The sequence below is a fragment of the Zhongshania sp. genome (assembly GCF_041584495.1).
Classification (GTDB): domain Bacteria; phylum Pseudomonadota; class Gammaproteobacteria; order Pseudomonadales; family Spongiibacteraceae; genus Spongiibacter.
Map to the genome: position 1 here is coordinate 1 of NZ_JBFHDY010000032.1, position 17,979 is coordinate 17,979.

A 17,979-nucleotide genomic window follows, 5' to 3' on the forward strand; every position below is an offset into this window, starting at 1 on the left:
TGCCACCAAACGTCCGGAAGGCATGGTAGTGTGCATCGAATAGCATCTCGTGGGATTGAGTGAGATAAGCCCGCATGAAGAAGGCGCGACTGTAGCAAAGCTTAAAATGCGCTACCTGCAGCTTGGTGCTGACGCCATTAATCCTGACCCAGTCTTCACTCCAATCAAACTGGAAGGCCTCGCCTGGAGCAAACTGCAGTGGCACATAGACATTCCTCGCAGAGAGCTGCTTAGACTCGTCTTGGGTTCGCCGCCATTGGCGGGCGAAGGCCGCGACCCGATCGTACGAACCGGTATAGCCAATGGAAACCAAGTCGCGATAAAGCTGCTTTACCGTGCGCCGCTGTTTGCGGTGCCGGCGGGATTCACGGAATAGCCAGCTCGTTAGCGTTTCCCCGTAATCGTCAAGATTGCTTGGGCTTTTACGCGCTGGGTAGGCTGGCTCAACCACTTGGCCAGCGAGGTATTTACGAGCAGTGTTACGGGATAGGCCTGTGCGTCTGGCAATCTCCCTTATTGGCATTCCCTCGCGGAAATGCCAGCGTCGAATCACACTTAATAATGCCACGTCTATCACTCCTCAATCCCCCGCAGTCGTCCTGCGGGCAAGTGTTACACGTGGGTCAAAATTCGATGCAAATATAGGGGCTTAGTGGGTCAGTATTGGATGCAAATCAACACTTCATGCCGCACTGACAGTGTGCAGGTGATGTTCGCGACTGGCCGCATACGCCAAACAGGCTTGGATATGATCAGGCGTAACCTCCGGAAAATCCTCTTGAATCTCCGCTGCACTCATGCCCTGCGCCAACCACGTCAGCACGTCATACACAGTAATCCGTGTAGTTTTCAGGTAGGGTTTACCACTGCGCTTGCCGGGAATAATTTCAATGTAGTCCTTATATCTCATGGTCATACCCTGCTGACGTTGCCATGGCACTAAGCGTAACATGCTATGCGCTATCCCGCCCATAGTACAATAACACCGTCTCCGTCATCCGCTAAAATCCTAAATAAAAGACCTGACCCTATTCTCCAAACAGTTGAAGATGAACGTTTATTTGGGACGCGGACCAATAGTTATTAACTGCTGCGGGCTGGAAAATGCGCCCATCCTGGCGAACAACAATTTAATAACACACCGGCAATCTCGCTAACAAACCGACGCTCTGCACTTGTCGAGGCATCGCCATCCGGCACCCCGCAGTACAGCCTATGATTTAGGCGATATATAAGAAGAAACAATGCCACCCCGCTCGAGTCTCCTTGTCTACTGTATGAGTAGCCAACTCTTGTTTATAAAGGCTACTTTACGCTAAGCTTGGGCATCTTTTGCAGGCAGGCAAGCCTGTAACTGGATTGTTTACAGTGTAAACGTCGCTAAGCGCCATTGTAGATCGAGTTCAAAAGGGAAATGAGCATCCGGCATTAAAAAGCGGAGGTTATTGCTTACTCAACAATGCTAAGCGTGCTAAATTTGCCAAACTTAATTTGGATGGATGCTCACTGGCTTAGTGAGCTAATGCAAATATTAAATACCAGCTGCTGCTGCAGCGATAATACCAAGAAAAATACTAAAGGCCTCTATGAAACATACGGTTAGTATTTCTGCGCTATTAGCCACTATATGGCTCGCCAATTCTGGCCATTACACCGGCTTGTTACTGTCCTTTGGTGTAGTATCTGTAGCATTGGTTGTTTGGGTCTGTCATCGCATGGACGTCGTTGATCACGAGTCGCAGCCTGTGCACTTAACCCGCCACCTTCCCCGGTATTATAGTTGGCTGGTAGCGCAGATCATTATCAGTAATATCGACGTAGTGAAGCGCATTTGGTTCGGTAGCAGCGCTATCTCCCCTGGTACGAGGCGCTTTCCGGTAAGGCAAAAGACTGACATTGGACGGGTTGTTTACGCTAATTCGATCAATCTTACGCCCGGAACAATTTCCGTAGAACTTTCCGACAGCGAGGTTTTAGTACACGGCCTCACTCAAGCCAACCTTAATGATCTCGACGCGGGCGAAATGTCCCGTCGGGTGGATCTATTGGAAAAATGATGCTGGCTGTAACAACCTTCACCCTCATACTGGTTATGGCAATGGCGATGATCCGGGGCTTTGCTGGCCCGAGTATCTTTGACCGTGTACTTGCCGCGAATTTATTTGGCACCAAAACGGTTCTACTTATTGCTGTGCTGGGCTTTTTGTTCGGAAGACCAGAGTTTCTGGATATTGCACTGCTCTACGCGCTAATGAATTTCATTAGTGTGATCGCGATTTTGCGCTATTTTGAACACACTCAGAAAGCTGAGGAAGGTCGCTCTGCCGATGAATGATGCAATAGGATTTTTAAGTGGTGCGCTGCTTCTTTTGGGCAGTTTCTTGATTTTTACCGGCGCGCTGGGGGTATTGCGATTTCCCGACACCCTCAGCCGCATGCATGCAGCAGGTGTTACTGAAACGCTTGCCACTACCCTGCTTCTCATGGGTTTAATGCTATTGGCTGGCTGGAGCTTGGTTCTTCTCAAGCTGATTATGATTCTATTGTTCATTTTGTTTACCAGCCCAACATCCAGTCATGCTTTAGCGAAAGCGGTTTGGCGCCATCAAGAGCACGAAACAAAGGGAGGTCGCCATGACTAATCATAACAATGGCACCGCTGCGGCGGGGAGGGTTTCCCCATAGAACTATTTATCGATCTTGCTTTGCTAAGCATGTTGTTTGCTACCGCAATAGGGATTGTGCTAAGCCGCGACCTGATTGCAGTTGTTATGCTGACCGGTATTTACGGTTTTTTGTCTGCGAGTTTCTTTGTTCTCATGGACGCCGTCGACGTTGCCTTTACCGAGGCTGCTGTAGGCGCGGGCATATCGCCACTGCTGATGCTATTAACATTAGCGATGGTCGGGCGTAAGGAGCAAGCCAACCGCAGCCGTAATTTTTTTGCATTGATGCTGGTAACAATCACTGGTGCACTACTGATTATTGGCACTTTTGGTATGCCAGAATTTGGCTCAGCCAACGCGCCAGCCCATACGCATGTCGCCCCGCGCTATATAGAACAATCTGGGGCCGAAATAGGCATACCCAATATTGTTACCTCTGTGCTGGCCAGCTATCGTGGCTTTGATACCTTTGGGGAAGTCGCCGTAATTTTCACCGCAGGTATCGGCGTTTTGTCTTTGCTCATGTTAAAGCCTGCGCCGAGCCAAGTACCCCTAAGCAATGGCGCTCGGCACCACACGGTATTGCGTATTGTTAGTAAAATCTTAATTCCGCCAATTCTGTTATTTGCGCTTTATGTTCAGTTTCACGGTGACTACGGTCCTGGTGGCGGCTTTCAAGCCGGCGTGATCTTCGCTGCGGGCATTATTTTATACACCATGTTTTTCGGCGTAGATGTCGCCCAACAAGTAGTAAGCTCCGCTGTTTTACGGGTTCTGGCTGCCTTCGGTGTATTGCTTTACGGATCCGTGGGGCTGGTCTCCATGCTTAACGGTGGTGAGTTCTTAAATTACTCAGTGCTGGCAGAGAATCCTCTTACCGGTCAACACATCGGTATCCTTGTTATCGAGCTTGGCGTTGGCATTACGGTGGCAGCTGTCATGGTGATGATTTTTTATTGCTTCGCCGGACAACAGAGTAAGCAAGTAGAGGCAGAGGAATGACCTTATTAATGTCCCACTACAACTATTGGATTGTTGTAGCACTGATGATGGTTGGTTTCTTCATCGTGATAGCACAAGGTAATTTGGTTAAAAAGATCGTTGGTCTGAATATTTTTCAAACCTCGGTTTTTATCCTTTATATCAGTGCAGGAAAAATACACGGCGGCAGCGCGCCTATTCTGAATGACAGCATCAGCGTTTATTCAAACCCCCTGCCCCATGTTCTCATCCTCACCGCGATCGTAGTCGGGATTGCCACCACCGCATTGGGGCTGGCACTCGTGATAAGAATCAATAAAGCCTACGGCACTATTGAAGAGTCTGAAATTCAGCAGCGAGACCATTCGTGTTAAGCCATTTACCCATTCTACAAGTTATTCTGCCACTGCTCGGCGCACCCGCTTGCCTGATTTTAGGCCGCGGCAAACTCGCATGGCTATTCGCCTTGCTTATCAGCGCCCTCAGTTTTTGTATCGCCGTCATGCTGCTGCATACGGTCTACCATCATGGCGTAATTAGCTACGCCTTAGGTGGTTGGCAAGCGCCCTGGGGTATCGAGTACCGCATTGATTTACTCAATGCTTGGCTACTATTGATTGTTTCTGGCAGTAGCACGGTTGCGTTACTGGCCGCGCAGAGCAGCATTAACGTTGAAATCGCCCCAGAAAAGCAAACTATCTTTTTTGTCGCTTGGCTGCTTTGCCTCGCGGGCTTACTGGGGATATTAGCCACCGGGGACGCGTTTAACGTCTTTGTTTTTTTAGAAGTTTCATCGCTGTCTACGTATACCTTGATCTCGCTAGGGCCAAAGCGAGAGAGCCTGTGGGCCGCCTTTCGTTACTTGATCATGGGCACAATCGGCGCGACCTTTATTTTGATTGGTATCGGTCTCATGTACATCATGACCGGCACCCTCAATATGCAGGACTTAGCCCAACGTCTGCCGTTAGCCAGTGATTCCTCTACGGTATTTACGGCCTATGCGTTTATTCTCGTGGGCATCAGTTTAAAGCTCGCCCTGTTTCCACTTCACCTTTGGCTACCTAACGCCTACACCCACGCGCCATCAATCGTTACTACCTTCTTGGCTGCAAGCGCCACCAAAGTCGCGCTGTACCTGATGATCCGTTTCACTTACACGGTATTCCCCAGTCACTTCAGCCAAATCGACATCCCACTTGAAGAAATTTTCATCGTATTGGGTATCACTGGGGTAATCGGCGCGTCGATTGCCGCTATTTATCAGGCGGAAGTTAAGCGCGCTATAGCCTACTCCAGTGTCGCTCAGGTCGGTTATATGGTTGTTGGCTTAGGGATCGGCGGTGTCCTCGGATTACAGGCCACGTTGTTGCACGTATTCAATCATGCATTAATGAAAGCCACGCTGTTTATGGCACTCGCGGCAATCGCCTGCCGCATCGGTGCCACCTCCCTGACGTCAATGCAGGGCTTGGGTCGAAAAATGCCATGGACCAGCTTCGGTTTTGTGGTCGGCGGACTCAGTATAATCGGTGTTCCGCTTACCGCGGGCTTTATCAGTAAATGGTATCTGGTATCGGCGGCGGCGCTGTCTGACCGCTGGTTATTAGTATTACTCATTATGATTGGCTCGCTACTCGCAATCGTTTACATCTGGCGGGTTGTAGAGGCGCTGTACTTTAAACCAGCTACTGACAGCAAACCCCTCAAGGAAGCTCCATTGGCAATGCTACTGGCTCTCTGGTTACTGGTATTCGGTAATATTTATTTTGGCATTGATACGCGCTTGCCGGTGTCCATAAGCGCCGAAGCGGCAATAGCATTGCAGGAGGGACGCCCATAATGAGCGCACCAAATATGCTAATTGACGCCGCCATATTCACGCCATTACTCGCTGTGGTCGGCATACTCGCTTTTGCCCGCATACCTAATTTGCGCGAAGCGGTATCCATACTCGCCGGCTTGGCATTGCTGTTGATTAACGTCGAGCTGTACAACAGTTTTAACGAAGGGCAATCACTGACCCGCCACTGGGTAGATATCGTGCCTGGGCTGAGCTTGAGTTTTAAAATTGATGCTATGGGACTGTTGTTTAGCCTCGTGGCCAGCTTGCTGTGGCCGGTAACCACCTTGTACGCCATTGGTTATATGCGCGGCCACAAAGAGGACAATCAAACCCGTTTCTACGTCTGTTTTGCGGTTGCCATTGCGGCGGTCATGGCAATTGCCTATGCAGAAAACCTATTTACCCTGTTTGTTTTTTATGAAGTTCTGTCGCTGTGCACGTACCCGCTAGTGACCCATGCCGGTACCGAAAAAGCCAAACAGGGAGGCCGGATTTATCTCGGGATATTGATGGGCACATCTGTTGCCTTCTTCCTACCCGCCATCATTGTGACGTGGCTGGTCGCGGGCACCCTTGATTTCCAAGCTGGCGGGGTATTCCCCGAGCAAACGGGCATCGCATTATTGTCGGTATTGCTGGTGCTGTATGTTTTTGGCGTTGCCAAAGCAGCGGTTATGCCCTTCCATGGCTGGTTACCTGCGGCGATGGTCGCCCCTACCCCGGTTAGCGCCCTGCTCCATGCGGTGGCGGTAGTTAAGGCCGGGGTATTTAGCCTCGTGAAGATATTGGTCTTTATCTTTGGTCTAGACACCCTCCAGCAAATTCCCGCAAGCGATTACCTGCTGTATCTTGCCGGTGCGGGCGTTGTGCTGGCGTCACTGGTGGCGCTTCGTCAAGATAACCTCAAGGCGAGACTGGCCTATTCAACGGTCAGCCAGCTCGGCTATATCACGGTCGGCGCACTGCTTGCGGTTGAAAGCGGCGTGGTGGGCAGCGCGATGCATATCGCCACACACGCAGTGGGTAAAATTACCCTGTTCTTCTGTGCTGGCGCAATCCTAGTGGCCAGCCATAAAAGTAATATCAGCGAGATGGCGGGCCTTGGCCGACGGATGCCAATCACCATGATTGCCTTCTTCATTGCATCACTCAGTATTATCGGCTTGCCGCCCACGGCGGGAACCTGGAGCAAGTGGTGGTTACTTACCGCGACGCTCGAAACAGATCAACTGGTCTTAATGGCCGTGCTGTTGCTCAGCTCCCTGCTGAACATCGCCTACCTACTGCCCATACCGCTACGCGCTTTCTTTCCTGGCGTCCCTCATGCTGACGGGCCAGTGGCCATAAAAGAGGCGCCGACTGCGTCGCTTATTGCCCTGTGTATCACGGCTGGCGCCTGTATTTTATTATTTTTCTTTCCCAACCCGCTTTTCGAGTTGGTATCCCAGATTTTCACCGAGGGATCGCAATGAGCCACTCCCAGGATTTTTTTGATCGCCCAGAAACACTGCGCTGGATACTTCGTAGCCTTTATGCTATTTGCGCCGTGCTGTTTGGATTAGATTTCATCATTCACCGCCACTCTGTGCACCCCTGGGAGGGGCTGTATGGTTTTTATCCGGTATACGGCTTTATTGGCTGCGTCGTACTTGTGCTCGTTGCTAAGTGGATGCGCAAAGGTTTGATGCGTGGTGAAGATTATTATCAGCAAGTAAACCAAAGCGCGAAGGAGGAAACTCATGCTGGGGATTGAGTTACCGCCGTTTTTAATTTTTTACCTTGGCGCGTTAATCGCCTTAGTTGGCGGTGCGACATGGCGTGGCCCTGCATTAATTGTGGTTGTTGTGGTCAGCGCCTTAAACCTCTGGCAGCTGCCGAGCGATTTTGGTCTTGAAACTCAATTAATGGGTATGGCGCTCAAGCCAATTCATATCGACCGTTTAAGCCTGTTGTTTGGCTATTTATTTCATATCGCTGCCTTGATCAGTGTTATTTATTCCCTGCACATTAAGGATAAAACGCAACAGGTCGCAGCCATGCTTTACGCTGGCAGCGCATTAGGGGCGGTCTTTGCGGGCGATTTACTGACTTTATTTATTTTTTGGGAAATGCTGGCGGTCACCTCGGTCTTTTTGATCTGGGCGCGTCGTACAGATACCGCCTACAGCGCCGGTATGCGTTACCTAATCATCCAGGTAATCTCGGGGCTGCTACTGCTGGTCGGCATCATTCTCTATTTCAAACAAAACGGCAGTCTGATGTTTAGCGAAATCGGACTCCATTCAATTGCCAGTTGGTTTATGTTCTTGGCATTTGGCATCAAATGCGCGTTCCCGTTTTTTCATAACTGGCTAACCGATGCCTACCCAGAAGCGACCCCAACCGGCACCGTCTTTTTGAGCGCATTCACCACGAAGGTTGCGGTGTATTCAATGGCAAGGGGCTTCCCTGGCACCGAAATGCTGGTTTATATCGGCGCCACAATGGCATGTTTCCCGATATTCTTTGCTGTTATTGAAAATGACCTCCGCCGAGTCCTCGCCTACAGCTTGGTCAACCAGCTAGGCTTTATGATGGTTGGCATCGGTATCGGCACGGAGTTAGGTATTAATGGCGCCGTTGCCCACGCCTTTAACGACGTTATTTTTAAAGGCTTATTGTTCATGTCCATGGGCGCGGTGCTCTACCGCACTGGTCGCATTAACGGCTCTGAACTGGGCGGTTTATACAAGTCGATGCCCAAAACAGCGATACTCTGTATTGTTGGCGCGGCGTCGATATCAGCATTCCCTTTGTTCAGCGGATTTGTCAGCAAATCCATGATCATGTCGGCAGCGCTTAAAGAACACTTTAACATTGTGTGGCTACTGCTATTATTCGCTTCGGCTGGGGTATTCCATCACGCCGGTATCAAAATCCCCTACTTTGCGTTTTTCGCGCACGACTCTGGTATTCGCTGTAAAGAAGCACCTTGGAATATGCTACTCGCAATGGGTATCGCGGCGACCCTGTGTCTTGCGATCGGTATCTTTCCGCAACTACTTTACCAACACCTGCCCTTCCCAACGGATTACAGTGCTTATGATGTGAGCCATATTCTCACTCAGACCCAGCTTCTGTTTTTCTCTGCATTGGCGTTTGTTTGGCTGAACCTAAAAGGTATGTATCCGCCAGAATTGCCGTCTACTAATTTGGATTTCGATTGGATGTATCGACGGCCCCTGCCGCGGCTGATCAATGCCTGTCGTCGCTTAGTAAATCGTGTGGATCTCACTATTCGCAGTCGCATTATGAGCATTGGCAATACTCTCGAGCAGCGTTTAGCCGCGCTTAATAGCGGCGAAGGGGTTTTTTCCCGCACGATATCTATTAGTAGTATGGCGGCTTGGATGGTGACCTTACTTGCTTTGTTACTAATTATTCGCTTCTTCTAACGCCCAGCATGCGTAACACGATGTTTGCGGACGATGCCTTAAGGGAATGGAAGGGATAACGCTGCGAAGTAGCAGTAAGACCTTAACTCGCACCGCACGCACGCTTTAACGCAAAACTAAAGCACTCATCTCTCGCCATGCCCAGTTAACTGGCGTGGCGAGAGAATAGCTGAACGCCCGCTCTATCCAGTGCTTAACACAACTGGCGAAGCCTCTTCGTAAATAAGCAGTATTATTAGATGAATGCCAAAAGTAGCTCAGGGATATGGCTTTTCAAACGGCAGAATTGAGTCGCGAAGAATGATTAGTGTTCATCACTCTGGTAACTAACACTCAAATCAGCATTTTGTCCTTTACCCCCAATTTTAGCATCAGCACCTAAACTCGTTATTTCAAAGCCTGGCGGTGCATCAGAGCTAAGGTAGCGATAGGCTTTCTTCCATGGATCGTGAATCAGTGTTTCACGATTTATGTATGGGCCGTCCCACTTCTCGGCTAGGGGTTCAATCTCTGGCGGGTAGTAAAGGGCCATTAAGCCCTGTTCGCTGCTTGGGTAGCGTTTATTGTCGAGTTTGTACTGATGCAATGCCATGGAAATACGGCGAAAATCGCTGTTCACCTGCTCTTTAAGCGCGGTGTCGATACGCTTATTGACAATAACACTGATGAAAATAACGATAACGCTGCTGATGGCGAGCACCAATGCAACTTCCCAGAGTTTAATGCCCCGCTGTCGTATTATTGACGTCGGCGCATTCTCCAAAGAAGGCTTAGACTGCGGTTTCAATCGATATAACTTCCAATGCAAGATACAAGCGCCTAAAACCTGTTTTGGCTCAACTTAGCAAGCAATGACGACAGTGTACGATTTATTGCGCCTTCCGCTGCAAAGCCCAAGCGCTCTGATAAACTGCGCTTTTGGCGGTAACTAACGGCGTATATATCACTGTCCGCACGCTGGCTTAATAAATAGTCGTCACTGGTACGAATCTCGTCAACGAGCTTCACTTCAAGCGCCTTAGAGCCGTACCACACTTCCCCTGTTGCAATATTATCAATTTCCAATTGTGGACGGTTTTCACTCACAAACTCTTTGAACAGGATATGGGTTTCTTCAAGTTCTTCTATGAACTTTTTGCGACCTTCCTCAGTGTTTTCGCCCACCATCGTCAGGGTGCGCTTGTGAGCCCCTGCGGTGTGTAATTCTATATCGACGTCATGCTTTTTCAACAGACGATTAAAATTCGGCAGTTGTGCAACGACACCAATCGAGCCAATAACAGCAAAAGGCGCTGACATAATCCGGTCGCCAATGCAGGCCATCATATAACCGCCACTGGCGGCGACGCGGTCGATGGCGATTGTTAGCGGGATTCCATGGGCGCGAATACGCTGTAATTGGGATGCCGCCAAGCCGTAGCTATGCACCATGCCGCCGGGGCTTTCTAGGCGTAGCAGTATCTCGTCTTCAGGTCGGGCGACAGTCAGGATGGCTGAAATCTCGTGGCGCAAAAATTCGACATCCGAGGCACTTACGTCGCCGTCGAAATCAAGTACATAAAGGCGCTTGCGGTGTTGGTCGGCATTTTTCTTGGCATCGGCCTTTAGTTTCTTCTTTTTAGCCTTACGTTCTTTTTTAAAACTGTCTTCGTCTAGAATTTCAAACTTGAGTAAGTCTTCCCAGTCTTCATAGCGGTGATTGAGCGTCGTCACCTCTATATGACCGTCAGTACCCTCTTTTTTGTTGCGTTGACTCGCGACGGCGATAGCGCTAACAATCACAACAAAGGCAACGACCACCGTGATGGATTTGGCTAGAAACAAGCCGTATTCCAGTAGAAATTCCAAAAAAGTACTCCCAGAGAGGTTTTAAAAGTGCCACATATTCATACGACAAGGTAGTTTAAGTCAAGCAGGCCAATTGCGTAAGGCTTTGACCGCTATTGGGTTTTCGGGGCGAATAAAGAGTCCACTGCGGCCGAGGTAGACGGCAAATTGGGCACCGTCGACCATGGGCGCGAAAACCGCATTGCCGTAATCGGCCTCCACCCACTTGTGGAAAAAATCATTGCTCCGCAATAAGTCCCACGCATCAAGTGGCTTAGAAAGGCTCAATAAATACACTGTACGAGGGGCATTGCGCTCATTTTCTATATCAGCGTATCGACCCAGCAAGCGTTCTAAACGGTAGAGATTATCAAAACCCAGGCGTGCAGCAGGAAGCTGCCAGCGCATCACGCGGCTATCAATCTGCCACTGGTCACCCATTAACAAATAGGATTGCAGTGGCTGGTCATTAAGGGTGTCGACACTCACCAAAAACTGCTTAGGGTCTTTGTTCGCACCAACGAACACCCGCGCGACCATGGTTTCATCGGCTAGATTGCGATAGCTCAATACGTCTTTACTGACAAGAATAACGCCAGTGGTAAAGCCAAAGGTCAGTACGACTGCGAGCGCCCCGCTGACAAAATGTTGGCGCAATCGCAGCACGGCTAGGAAACACAGCAATAATCCCGCGCCGGAAATAAGAATAAGAGTATAATCCAAGGTCATAGTGCTAAGGTCATCAGACAGTGACTTGCTTGGGCGCACGCAGCAGTGCAATACTGTCTTCTGCTACTTGCAGTATACGCTCATCGGCAATATGCCGGCGCCCAAATTCGGTAAGAAAGTACTCAATACTGATCATCGCATCCGCCAAGGTCTCCAGAGATTGAACATCTTCGGCGGGATTAATCTGGCTTCGCTCAACAAAGCCGCGAATAAACTCTGTTGCTCCGCCAGTGACTTCGGGCAGTTTCGCGACCCCCATCATGTAAAACGCGCCTCGCACTGAATTTAGTAATTGGGGTAAATTCGAAATATGAGTACTGTCAAAATCAGATTCAATATAGGCAGAGATAGCCCGCTTTACCATGCCGATGGCCGCCTTAGACTCATCAATCACAATGCTGCGGGCCTCACTAAGCTGGTTGTCGGCACTGATCGCATCACGGCGCTCAATGCTTAAATCACCGAGGTCCTCGTAATTCAACTTGCGGCGGTCGATCTGGGCTAGGCTGCCATCAATAAACAGTAGGGTCTCCGCTAAATCTTCTAATTGGCTGCGCTCTTGAACTAGATCTCGTCCAATCAGGCTTTCTAAGGCACTTGTATGTTCGTTTAGGCTGACGGCAAATGCAGGCAAATTCAAGACCATTAGAATGTCAGCACTTTGTTTTAACACGGCGACAAGTGGCCGAATTTCATCTTCATCACTGCGTTGATGTTGGGCCAGTAATTCTAAGACGTCTTTGGCGTGACGCAATTCGCCGCGAAGTTCGTTAATAACAGAGGAAACCGTGTCATAGCTCAAACCTAGCATCAATTTACGCAATGAGCATATTTGCTCATCATTGATCTCGGCGGTTTCAATCTGCGCAACTTTCATGATTTTACCGGTCATACCGTCACGATACGCGCTAATTGTAAGCAAATACCGTAACTCTTGTTCCAGTACATTATTTAAACTCAAACGATTCTTAATACGGCCGCGCAGCTGCCCTTCTAAGCCAGCAAGCACCTTTTTCCGATGCGCATTAAGTTCTAGGCCGTTGTTAACAAACGCTTCCAGTACAGCGTCAGCAAGCAGCCAAAACCGCTGCTGGGGGCCTGACTCTATAACATTACACAGCCGCCGAACCGCTCGCGACATTATGGTGAGCTGCAGCGGAATTTGCGCGTCGCGTAGCAATCCCAAGAGACCGGTTTGGTAGAGGTGGCGGATACGTTTTAAGGCAATGTCTAACTCCGCGCCAGCCAATGGATTACTACGCAAACGAATATTGGAGTCGCGGCTAAATAAGGGGCCCGTCGCCATGTCAAAATAGCTGTCCGGCAATAAAAGCTGGCCGTGGACCGCACGCAATTCATTGGCGTGAGACAAAGCCATAAGCGGAATGTCGGCGTGCCGCGATTGCACAAACTCCAAGTACCGGGGTAACACAAAGAACGCCGTACTAAGGGCGTTTAACTGCGCTTCTGGGACAGCTGTTGTGCTATTTAAGATCGCATAACTCAGTGAGCGCATTTCGTCTGCAAGTAACGCTGCACCGGGGATTTGCAAAAGGCGCAGCGTACCGCCAATTTGGCGCAGATCGACTTCGCATTGTTCTAATAAGTTTAGGTTGTGGCGTTCAGACAAAAACGTTTCAAAAACATTAGTGGCCTGCTGCAGGGTTTTACCGAGTTCTTCGGCCACAACTGCGTAAGAGCTGGTATTGATTTCCACTTTCAGTGCCACACAATTTCCTTATAGCCCGCCGGGCCGTCATCAAGTTTTGCTTTGACTTAGTCATTTAACTAGCGGTTATTTATAGACTATTTAGCACTAAACGACTGAGAAGCACAGCACTATTGAGGAAATTTACTTAACACGGCATAGTAAAAGTCTCAGTTTTCGACGCTGACCGGGCGCTGCCAGACACAGTTACCACCACTGCTTTTATCAATTTCTGCCAACTGTTTTTGGTGTAAGGCGAGTTCATCGCTGCTCGCCATAATGACACGAGGCCGCTTTTGGATACTTGTAATTTGACGATGCTCACCGACAACGCCGCCCTCGCCCTGTTGGGTCCCATCATCAGTCGCGAGTGATAAAGCGGTCTGTCCACCGGTCATCAGTAAGTAGACGTCTGCCAGAATTTCAGCGTCTAGCAGCGCGCCGTGCAGGTCACGCTGGGAATTATCAACATAATAGCGTGAACATAAGGCATCGAGACTATTGCGCTGGCCAGGATGCTTTTGTCGCGCCATGACCAAGGTGTCAACTACACTGCATATGGACGCTATTTTGGGGGTGTTACGTGCCAAGTACTTAAACTCAGCATCAAGGAAACCAATATCAAAGGGCGCGTTGTGAATAACGAGTTCGGCACCGCGAATAAAGTCCAAAAAGTCATCGGCAATTTGGGCAAAAAGAGGCTTATCCTTGAGCATGTCATTGGTAATACCATGCACTTCAATCGCCCCAGCTTCGACTTCGCGATCGGGGTTTATATACTGGTGGTAATGACGACCAGTGAGCTTGCGGTCGACCAGTTCCACGCAGCCTATTTCAATAATACGGTGGCCTTGGCCGGGATCTATGCCTGTTGTTTCCGTATCTAAGACAATTTGCCGCATATTCAGGCGCCTCTCATTTCGTCAATACCGCGATTCGCCAAGGCGTCCGCAATGTCATTTTCGCGGTGTCCGCTATGCCCCTTTACCCAACGCCAGTCAACCTTGTGGATTTGCGCCGCTGCATCTAATTGCTGCCACAGATCGGCATTTTTCACGGCTTGTTTGGCGGCTGTTTTCCAGCCACGCTTTTTCCAGTTTACCATCCACTCGGTTATGCCTTGGCGCACATATTGTGAATCTGTCGTCAAAACCACCTCGCAGGGACGCTTTAAGGCGCGCAGCGCTTCAATTGCGGCCATTAACTCCATGCGATTATTGGTAGTTTGAGGCTCTCCGCCAAACAGATTGTGCTCTTTGCCCTGATAGCGCAGTAGCGCACCCCAGCCGCCTGGCCCGGGATTGCCGCGACAGGCGCCGTCGGTAAAAATTTCAACCTGTTCTGGGGCGTCACTCATAATCTGCTCGTGCTTTAATGTTTCGAGTTGCTCCGACCATCGCTGGATGGCGAAGAATTTTAGCGCGGCTCATGGGTTTTTCTTGGGTCGGGGTCATGGGCGCGCGGTATTTTGTCGCGCTCAGCACAAAAACACCACCCATTGGTAACTTTTTCGATGCAGCTTTGTGCGCCATAAAGAAATTTGGGTTATTTAAAGGTAGGCGGTGGAAAGCATATTCCACGATATTGACCTCAAAACCTAATAGCGACAGCCAGTCGCTAATGCGGTGCAAACTTAAGGTGTGGTTTTGCCACATAGGGCTGCGTTTGAGGCGACCGAGGTATCCGCGCATCGCCAGTGGCGAATATGGGTTAATGCCACAGATCACCACCTTGCCGTGAGGCACGATCACCCGTTCAACTTCGCGCAGAACGCGATGAGGGTCGCCGACAAACTCCAGCAAATGATGCAATAGCACCACATCTTGCGACTCGTTCGCGACGGGCAGCTCCTCAAAGTCACATACCACGTCTAGCACTTGACTCAAGCCGTAATGACCGATGCCACCCAGGCAAAATTGACGCTGATACACATTAACATCAATCGGGCAGCGGTCGGGAATCACACTCAAATTGAGAAGATTATACTTGGCGGTGCTGGTATCACTGATCGCGCCCGCAATTAAAGCGCGCTCTTCCGCCAAAACTGTGCGACCAACATTGCTTTGAAACCAGCCCCTTAGGGCAGGTAACAATACGTCAGGAGCGTGCTGTATTCGCCATTTCGCCATATTAATCCTCCACAAAACATTCCGGGGCCGACTATTGCAGGTCGTGACCAGAATGTTTAAGCTGCGCTGTCGGTCCAAAAATAATGATTATGTTATCAATATCACCTATACCTGCTTTTAGCGACAACTATATCTGGTGTGTCGCCCACGACGGAGAGGCAATTATTGTCGATCCTGGCGATGCTGCGCCGGTACTAAAATACCTAGAAGAGCATCAGTTAAAGCTTAGCGCAATTCTGATTACGCATCACCACTACGACCACGTTAACGGTATTGAGTTGCTAAGTGAGCATTACCCTCAAGCACCAGTGTATGGGCCTAAAAATCAATGCCTAGGCATTACCCAGCGAATGACTCATGGCCAGACGCTCGAATTATTCGGCCATCGTGTCGAGGTCATCGCGGTACCAGGGCACACATTAGATCACATTGCTTACTACATCTCAGACTGCGTCCCCAACCCCCTGCTATTCTGTGGCGACACCTTGTTCGCAGGCGGTTGTGGTAGGTTGTTTGAAGGCACTGCGGAACAAATGCTGGGGTCCTTAGGACTAATCTCTGCTTTACCCACCAATACAGCGGTGTATTGCGCGCACGAATACACATTGAGCAATCTTTGTTTTGCGCAAGCAGTGGAACCGTCGAATCAAGATTTGGAACACCGGATTGCAGACGCGAGTCGTCGGCGTGCAGAGGGTCTACCCACTGTACCGTCTAAATTGGCACTGGAGTTGCTAACCAATCCATTCCTGAGAACAGGAAAAAGCACAGTGCAGGCCAGCGTAAACGCCCACACTGGAGGTAAGTGTTGGGAAGAAAAGGATATTTTTGCAAATCTACGGAAGTGGAAGGATGACTTTTGAATACTACAACTGAATAATTGCACCATTATGAAAATAAAAAGCTACATATACAGAATCACAATTGGTGCACTTTTGCTATCACTGGTAACTGCTTGCGCCCAGACGCCCCAGCGGCGTGCCGTCCGCGCTACCAGCGATGCACGCTACTGTGAAAAAGCTGAACACCGATCGTCAAGTATGTGCAAGTACCAGCGCAATGTTGAACATAGAAAGCAAACTGGAGACCCCGCAAACTATACACTCCAGGGTTTACCAAAATATTACAGCAGTAACAGCAAAAATCGTCCGACGCGGCCAAAATCCGCCGAGGAAGCAACGGAGAAACGCCCCATACCTGCGGCAGTAGCCGACGCAAGCCCACAAAAAGCTACGAAAACCACTCGTCCAGAGGAACTCTGGATCCGGCTTGCAAGGGAACTCAGTTTTGGTGAACTAACGAAACAAGAAGCCGTGGAGGAGCGCGAAGAATGGTACGCTGAACACGCATACTACCTTGCCAATGTTAGCAAGCGCGCCGCCCGCTACATTTTTTATATTCTCGAAAACCTTGAATCTAGGGACATGCCGGCAGACCTCGCCCTACTACCTTTTGTTGAAAGCTCCTACGACCCATTTGCCTACTCCCACGGCCGCGCGTCGGGTTTGTGGCAATTTATACCAAGTACCGCTAAACACGTCGGTTTAGAGCAAAACTGGTGGTACGACGGTCGCCGTGACGTTATTACTGCAACAGATGCCGCGCTTGATTACCTAAGCGATTTAAATAAGCGCTTCGACGGCGATTGGCTTCTCACCCTCGCTGCATACAATGCCGGCGCGGGCACGGTCAACAAGGCCATCAATAAGAACACCCGAAAAGGCCTACCCACCGATTTTTGGTCGCTGAATTTGCCCAAAGAAACTGAGAGCTACGTTCCTAAGATGCTCGCATTGGTTAAAATCTTCCAAAATCCCGCCAGTTACAATTTAACGCTGCCAAAGGTTCCCAATAGTGCGCACTTTGTTGCTGTAGACACCGGCAGCCAAATCGACTTGGCCCAAGCAGCAAAGCTCGCGGAGATCAGTGTCGACGAACTTTACCGCTTGAACCCCGGTTTCAACCGCTGGGTAACCGCGCCTGACGGCCCACACCGACTACTGATCCCGATCCGTAAATCAAAAACATTTAAACAGCGCCTAGCCAAGGTTCCTCCCAGAGACCGCGTACGCTGGCAGCGCTATACCGTTGAACGCGGTGACAACCTCATAGGTATTTCCCGGGAGCACCATGTTGATGTTGCAACGTTAAGGGCGAGCAACCAGCTCGACAAAGACCTTTTAAAAGTGGGTCAAGTACTGCTTATCCCCGATGCTGGCAACGGATTATCGCCCCTGAAGGGATTAAACCGCGGCCAAGCCAGCAGCGACGCCAGTCGCCTGCAGCACACAGTAGCCAGCGGCGACACCATCAGCGATATTGCTAATAAGTACGGTGTGAAATCTACACAAATAAACAACTGGAATAAGTTAGCGAGTAACGCCACGATTCGTCCCGGCCAAAAACTCATTATTTGGGGTAAGGCGCCCAATACCAGTAATCAGGGAATTATCCGTAAAGTCGGTTACAAGGTTCGCAATGGCGATTCTTTATCGCTCATTGCCAGCCGCTTCAATTTACGCATCCGCGATATTGCTGAATGGAACTCGATAAAAACCAGCCAATATTTGCGGCCCGGCCAATCGCTAACCTTGTATGTTGACATTACCCACGCAGACCTTTGATGAGTTTGATATAGTGTACGCTCCATAGCGCGACT

20 protein-coding genes are annotated in these 17,979 nt (G+C 49.8%); 11 read left to right on the top strand and 9 right to left on the bottom strand.

Features of this window, described 5'->3' with window-relative positions:
• Positions 1–568, bottom strand: a 568-nt coding sequence (gene istA / locus ABYP33_RS07650) for an IS21 family transposase (protein ID WP_373090099.1), incomplete at its 3' end; no start/stop codon positions are given.
• A gap of 114 nt (positions 569–682) precedes the next feature.
• The gene (locus ABYP33_RS07655) at positions 683–952 is read right to left on the bottom strand and encodes a DUF433 domain-containing protein (RefSeq protein WP_373090101.1); all 270 of its coding nucleotides are present in this window, start codon (positions 950–952) and stop codon (positions 683–685) included.
• A 634-nt stretch (positions 953–1,586) separates the two neighbouring features.
• On the opposite strand from ABYP33_RS07655, the gene ABYP33_RS07660 reads away from it, so the two are divergent.
• The 9 genes from ABYP33_RS07660 to ABYP33_RS07700 are packed head-to-tail and all read left to right on the top strand — an operon-like array spanning position 1,587 to position 8,927.
• A complete protein-coding gene (locus ABYP33_RS07660; RefSeq protein WP_373090103.1) occupies positions 1,587–2,057 on the top strand; it encodes a Na+/H+ antiporter subunit E in 471 nt (156 codons plus the stop codon).
• Positions 2,054–2,335: a monovalent cation/H+ antiporter complex subunit F gene (locus tag ABYP33_RS07665; protein ID WP_373090106.1), complete on the top strand. Its 282-nt coding sequence runs from the start codon at positions 2,054–2,056 to the stop codon at positions 2,333–2,335. Before ABYP33_RS07660 ends, ABYP33_RS07665 begins: the two co-directional genes overlap by 4 nt.
• Positions 2,328–2,642: a monovalent cation/H(+) antiporter subunit G gene (gene mnhG, locus ABYP33_RS07670; protein WP_008250219.1), complete on the top strand. Its 315-nt coding sequence runs from the start codon at positions 2,328–2,330 to the stop codon at positions 2,640–2,642. The genes ABYP33_RS07665 and mnhG overlap by 8 nt, the downstream gene beginning before the upstream one ends.
• Before the next feature lie 51 nt (positions 2,643–2,693).
• The gene (locus ABYP33_RS07675) at positions 2,694–3,668 is read left to right on the top strand and encodes a Na(+)/H(+) antiporter subunit B (protein ID WP_373090169.1); all 975 of its coding nucleotides are present in this window, start codon (positions 2,694–2,696) and stop codon (positions 3,666–3,668) included.
• Positions 3,665–4,021, top strand: a complete 357-nt coding sequence (locus tag ABYP33_RS07680) for a cation:proton antiporter subunit C (RefSeq protein ID WP_373090109.1) — start codon at positions 3,665–3,667, stop codon at positions 4,019–4,021. Before ABYP33_RS07675 ends, ABYP33_RS07680 begins: the two co-directional genes overlap by 4 nt.
• Positions 4,015–5,490: a monovalent cation/H+ antiporter subunit D family protein gene (locus ABYP33_RS07685; protein WP_373090111.1), complete on the top strand. Its 1,476-nt coding sequence runs from the start codon at positions 4,015–4,017 to the stop codon at positions 5,488–5,490. Before ABYP33_RS07680 ends, ABYP33_RS07685 begins: the two co-directional genes overlap by 7 nt.
• On the top strand, positions 5,490–6,965 hold the full coding sequence (locus tag ABYP33_RS07690; protein WP_373090113.1) for a proton-conducting transporter membrane subunit: 1,476 nt from the start codon (positions 5,490–5,492) through the stop codon (positions 6,963–6,965). Before ABYP33_RS07685 ends, ABYP33_RS07690 begins: the two co-directional genes overlap by 1 nt.
• Positions 6,962–7,246 (top strand): hypothetical protein, encoded by a 285-nt coding sequence (locus ABYP33_RS07695; RefSeq protein WP_373090116.1) that lies wholly within the window; start codon positions 6,962–6,964, stop codon positions 7,244–7,246. Before ABYP33_RS07690 ends, ABYP33_RS07695 begins: the two co-directional genes overlap by 4 nt.
• Positions 7,233–8,927 (top strand): Na(+)/H(+) antiporter subunit D, encoded by a 1,695-nt coding sequence (locus ABYP33_RS07700; RefSeq protein WP_373090118.1) that lies wholly within the window; start codon positions 7,233–7,235, stop codon positions 8,925–8,927. The genes ABYP33_RS07695 and ABYP33_RS07700 overlap by 14 nt, the downstream gene beginning before the upstream one ends.
• A gap of 304 nt (positions 8,928–9,231) precedes the next feature.
• Here the strand turns inward: ABYP33_RS07700 and gspG are convergent, their stop codons facing one another.
• From gspG to ABYP33_RS07735, 7 genes are all read right to left on the bottom strand, one after another.
• Positions 9,232–9,714, bottom strand: coding sequence for a type II secretion system major pseudopilin GspG (gene gspG, locus ABYP33_RS07705; RefSeq protein WP_373090120.1), 483 nt, complete (start codon positions 9,712–9,714; stop codon positions 9,232–9,234).
• A gap of 32 nt (positions 9,715–9,746) precedes the next feature.
• Positions 9,747–10,775, bottom strand: a complete 1,029-nt coding sequence (gene sohB / locus ABYP33_RS07710) for a protease SohB (RefSeq protein WP_373090122.1) — start codon at positions 10,773–10,775, stop codon at positions 9,747–9,749.
• A 60-nt stretch (positions 10,776–10,835) separates the two neighbouring features.
• Entirely contained in the window at positions 10,836–11,483 is a 648-nt protein-coding gene (locus ABYP33_RS07715) for a cation/multidrug efflux pump (RefSeq protein ID WP_373090124.1), read from the bottom strand.
• Positions 11,484–11,496: 13 nt separating this feature from the next.
• Positions 11,497–13,212, bottom strand: a complete 1,716-nt coding sequence (locus tag ABYP33_RS07720; protein ID WP_373090126.1) for a hypothetical protein — start codon at positions 13,210–13,212, stop codon at positions 11,497–11,499.
• 149 nt (positions 13,213–13,361) lie between these two features.
• Positions 13,362–14,093, bottom strand: a complete 732-nt coding sequence (gene dnaQ / locus ABYP33_RS07725) for a DNA polymerase III subunit epsilon (RefSeq protein WP_373090128.1) — start codon at positions 14,091–14,093, stop codon at positions 13,362–13,364.
• Between the two features lie 2 nt (positions 14,094–14,095).
• Positions 14,096–14,548: a ribonuclease HI gene (gene rnhA / locus ABYP33_RS07730; protein ID WP_373090130.1), complete on the bottom strand. Its 453-nt coding sequence runs from the start codon at positions 14,546–14,548 to the stop codon at positions 14,096–14,098.
• Complete coding sequence (locus ABYP33_RS07735) at positions 14,541–15,320, bottom strand: class I SAM-dependent methyltransferase (protein ID WP_373090132.1); 780 nt, start codon at positions 15,318–15,320, stop codon at positions 14,541–14,543. Before ABYP33_RS07735 ends, rnhA begins: the two co-directional genes overlap by 8 nt.
• 83 nt (positions 15,321–15,403) lie before the next feature.
• Between ABYP33_RS07735 and gloB the strand changes: the two genes are divergently transcribed.
• Both gloB and ABYP33_RS07745 read left to right on the top strand, forming a co-directional pair.
• On the top strand, positions 15,404–16,183 hold the full coding sequence (gloB, locus tag ABYP33_RS07740) for a hydroxyacylglutathione hydrolase (protein WP_373090134.1): 780 nt from the start codon (positions 15,404–15,406) through the stop codon (positions 16,181–16,183).
• Between the two features lie 177 nt (positions 16,184–16,360).
• Positions 16,361–17,944: a LysM peptidoglycan-binding domain-containing protein gene (locus ABYP33_RS07745; protein ID WP_373090136.1), complete on the top strand. Its 1,584-nt coding sequence runs from the start codon at positions 16,361–16,363 to the stop codon at positions 17,942–17,944.
• Positions 17,945–17,979: the final 35 nt, after the last annotated feature.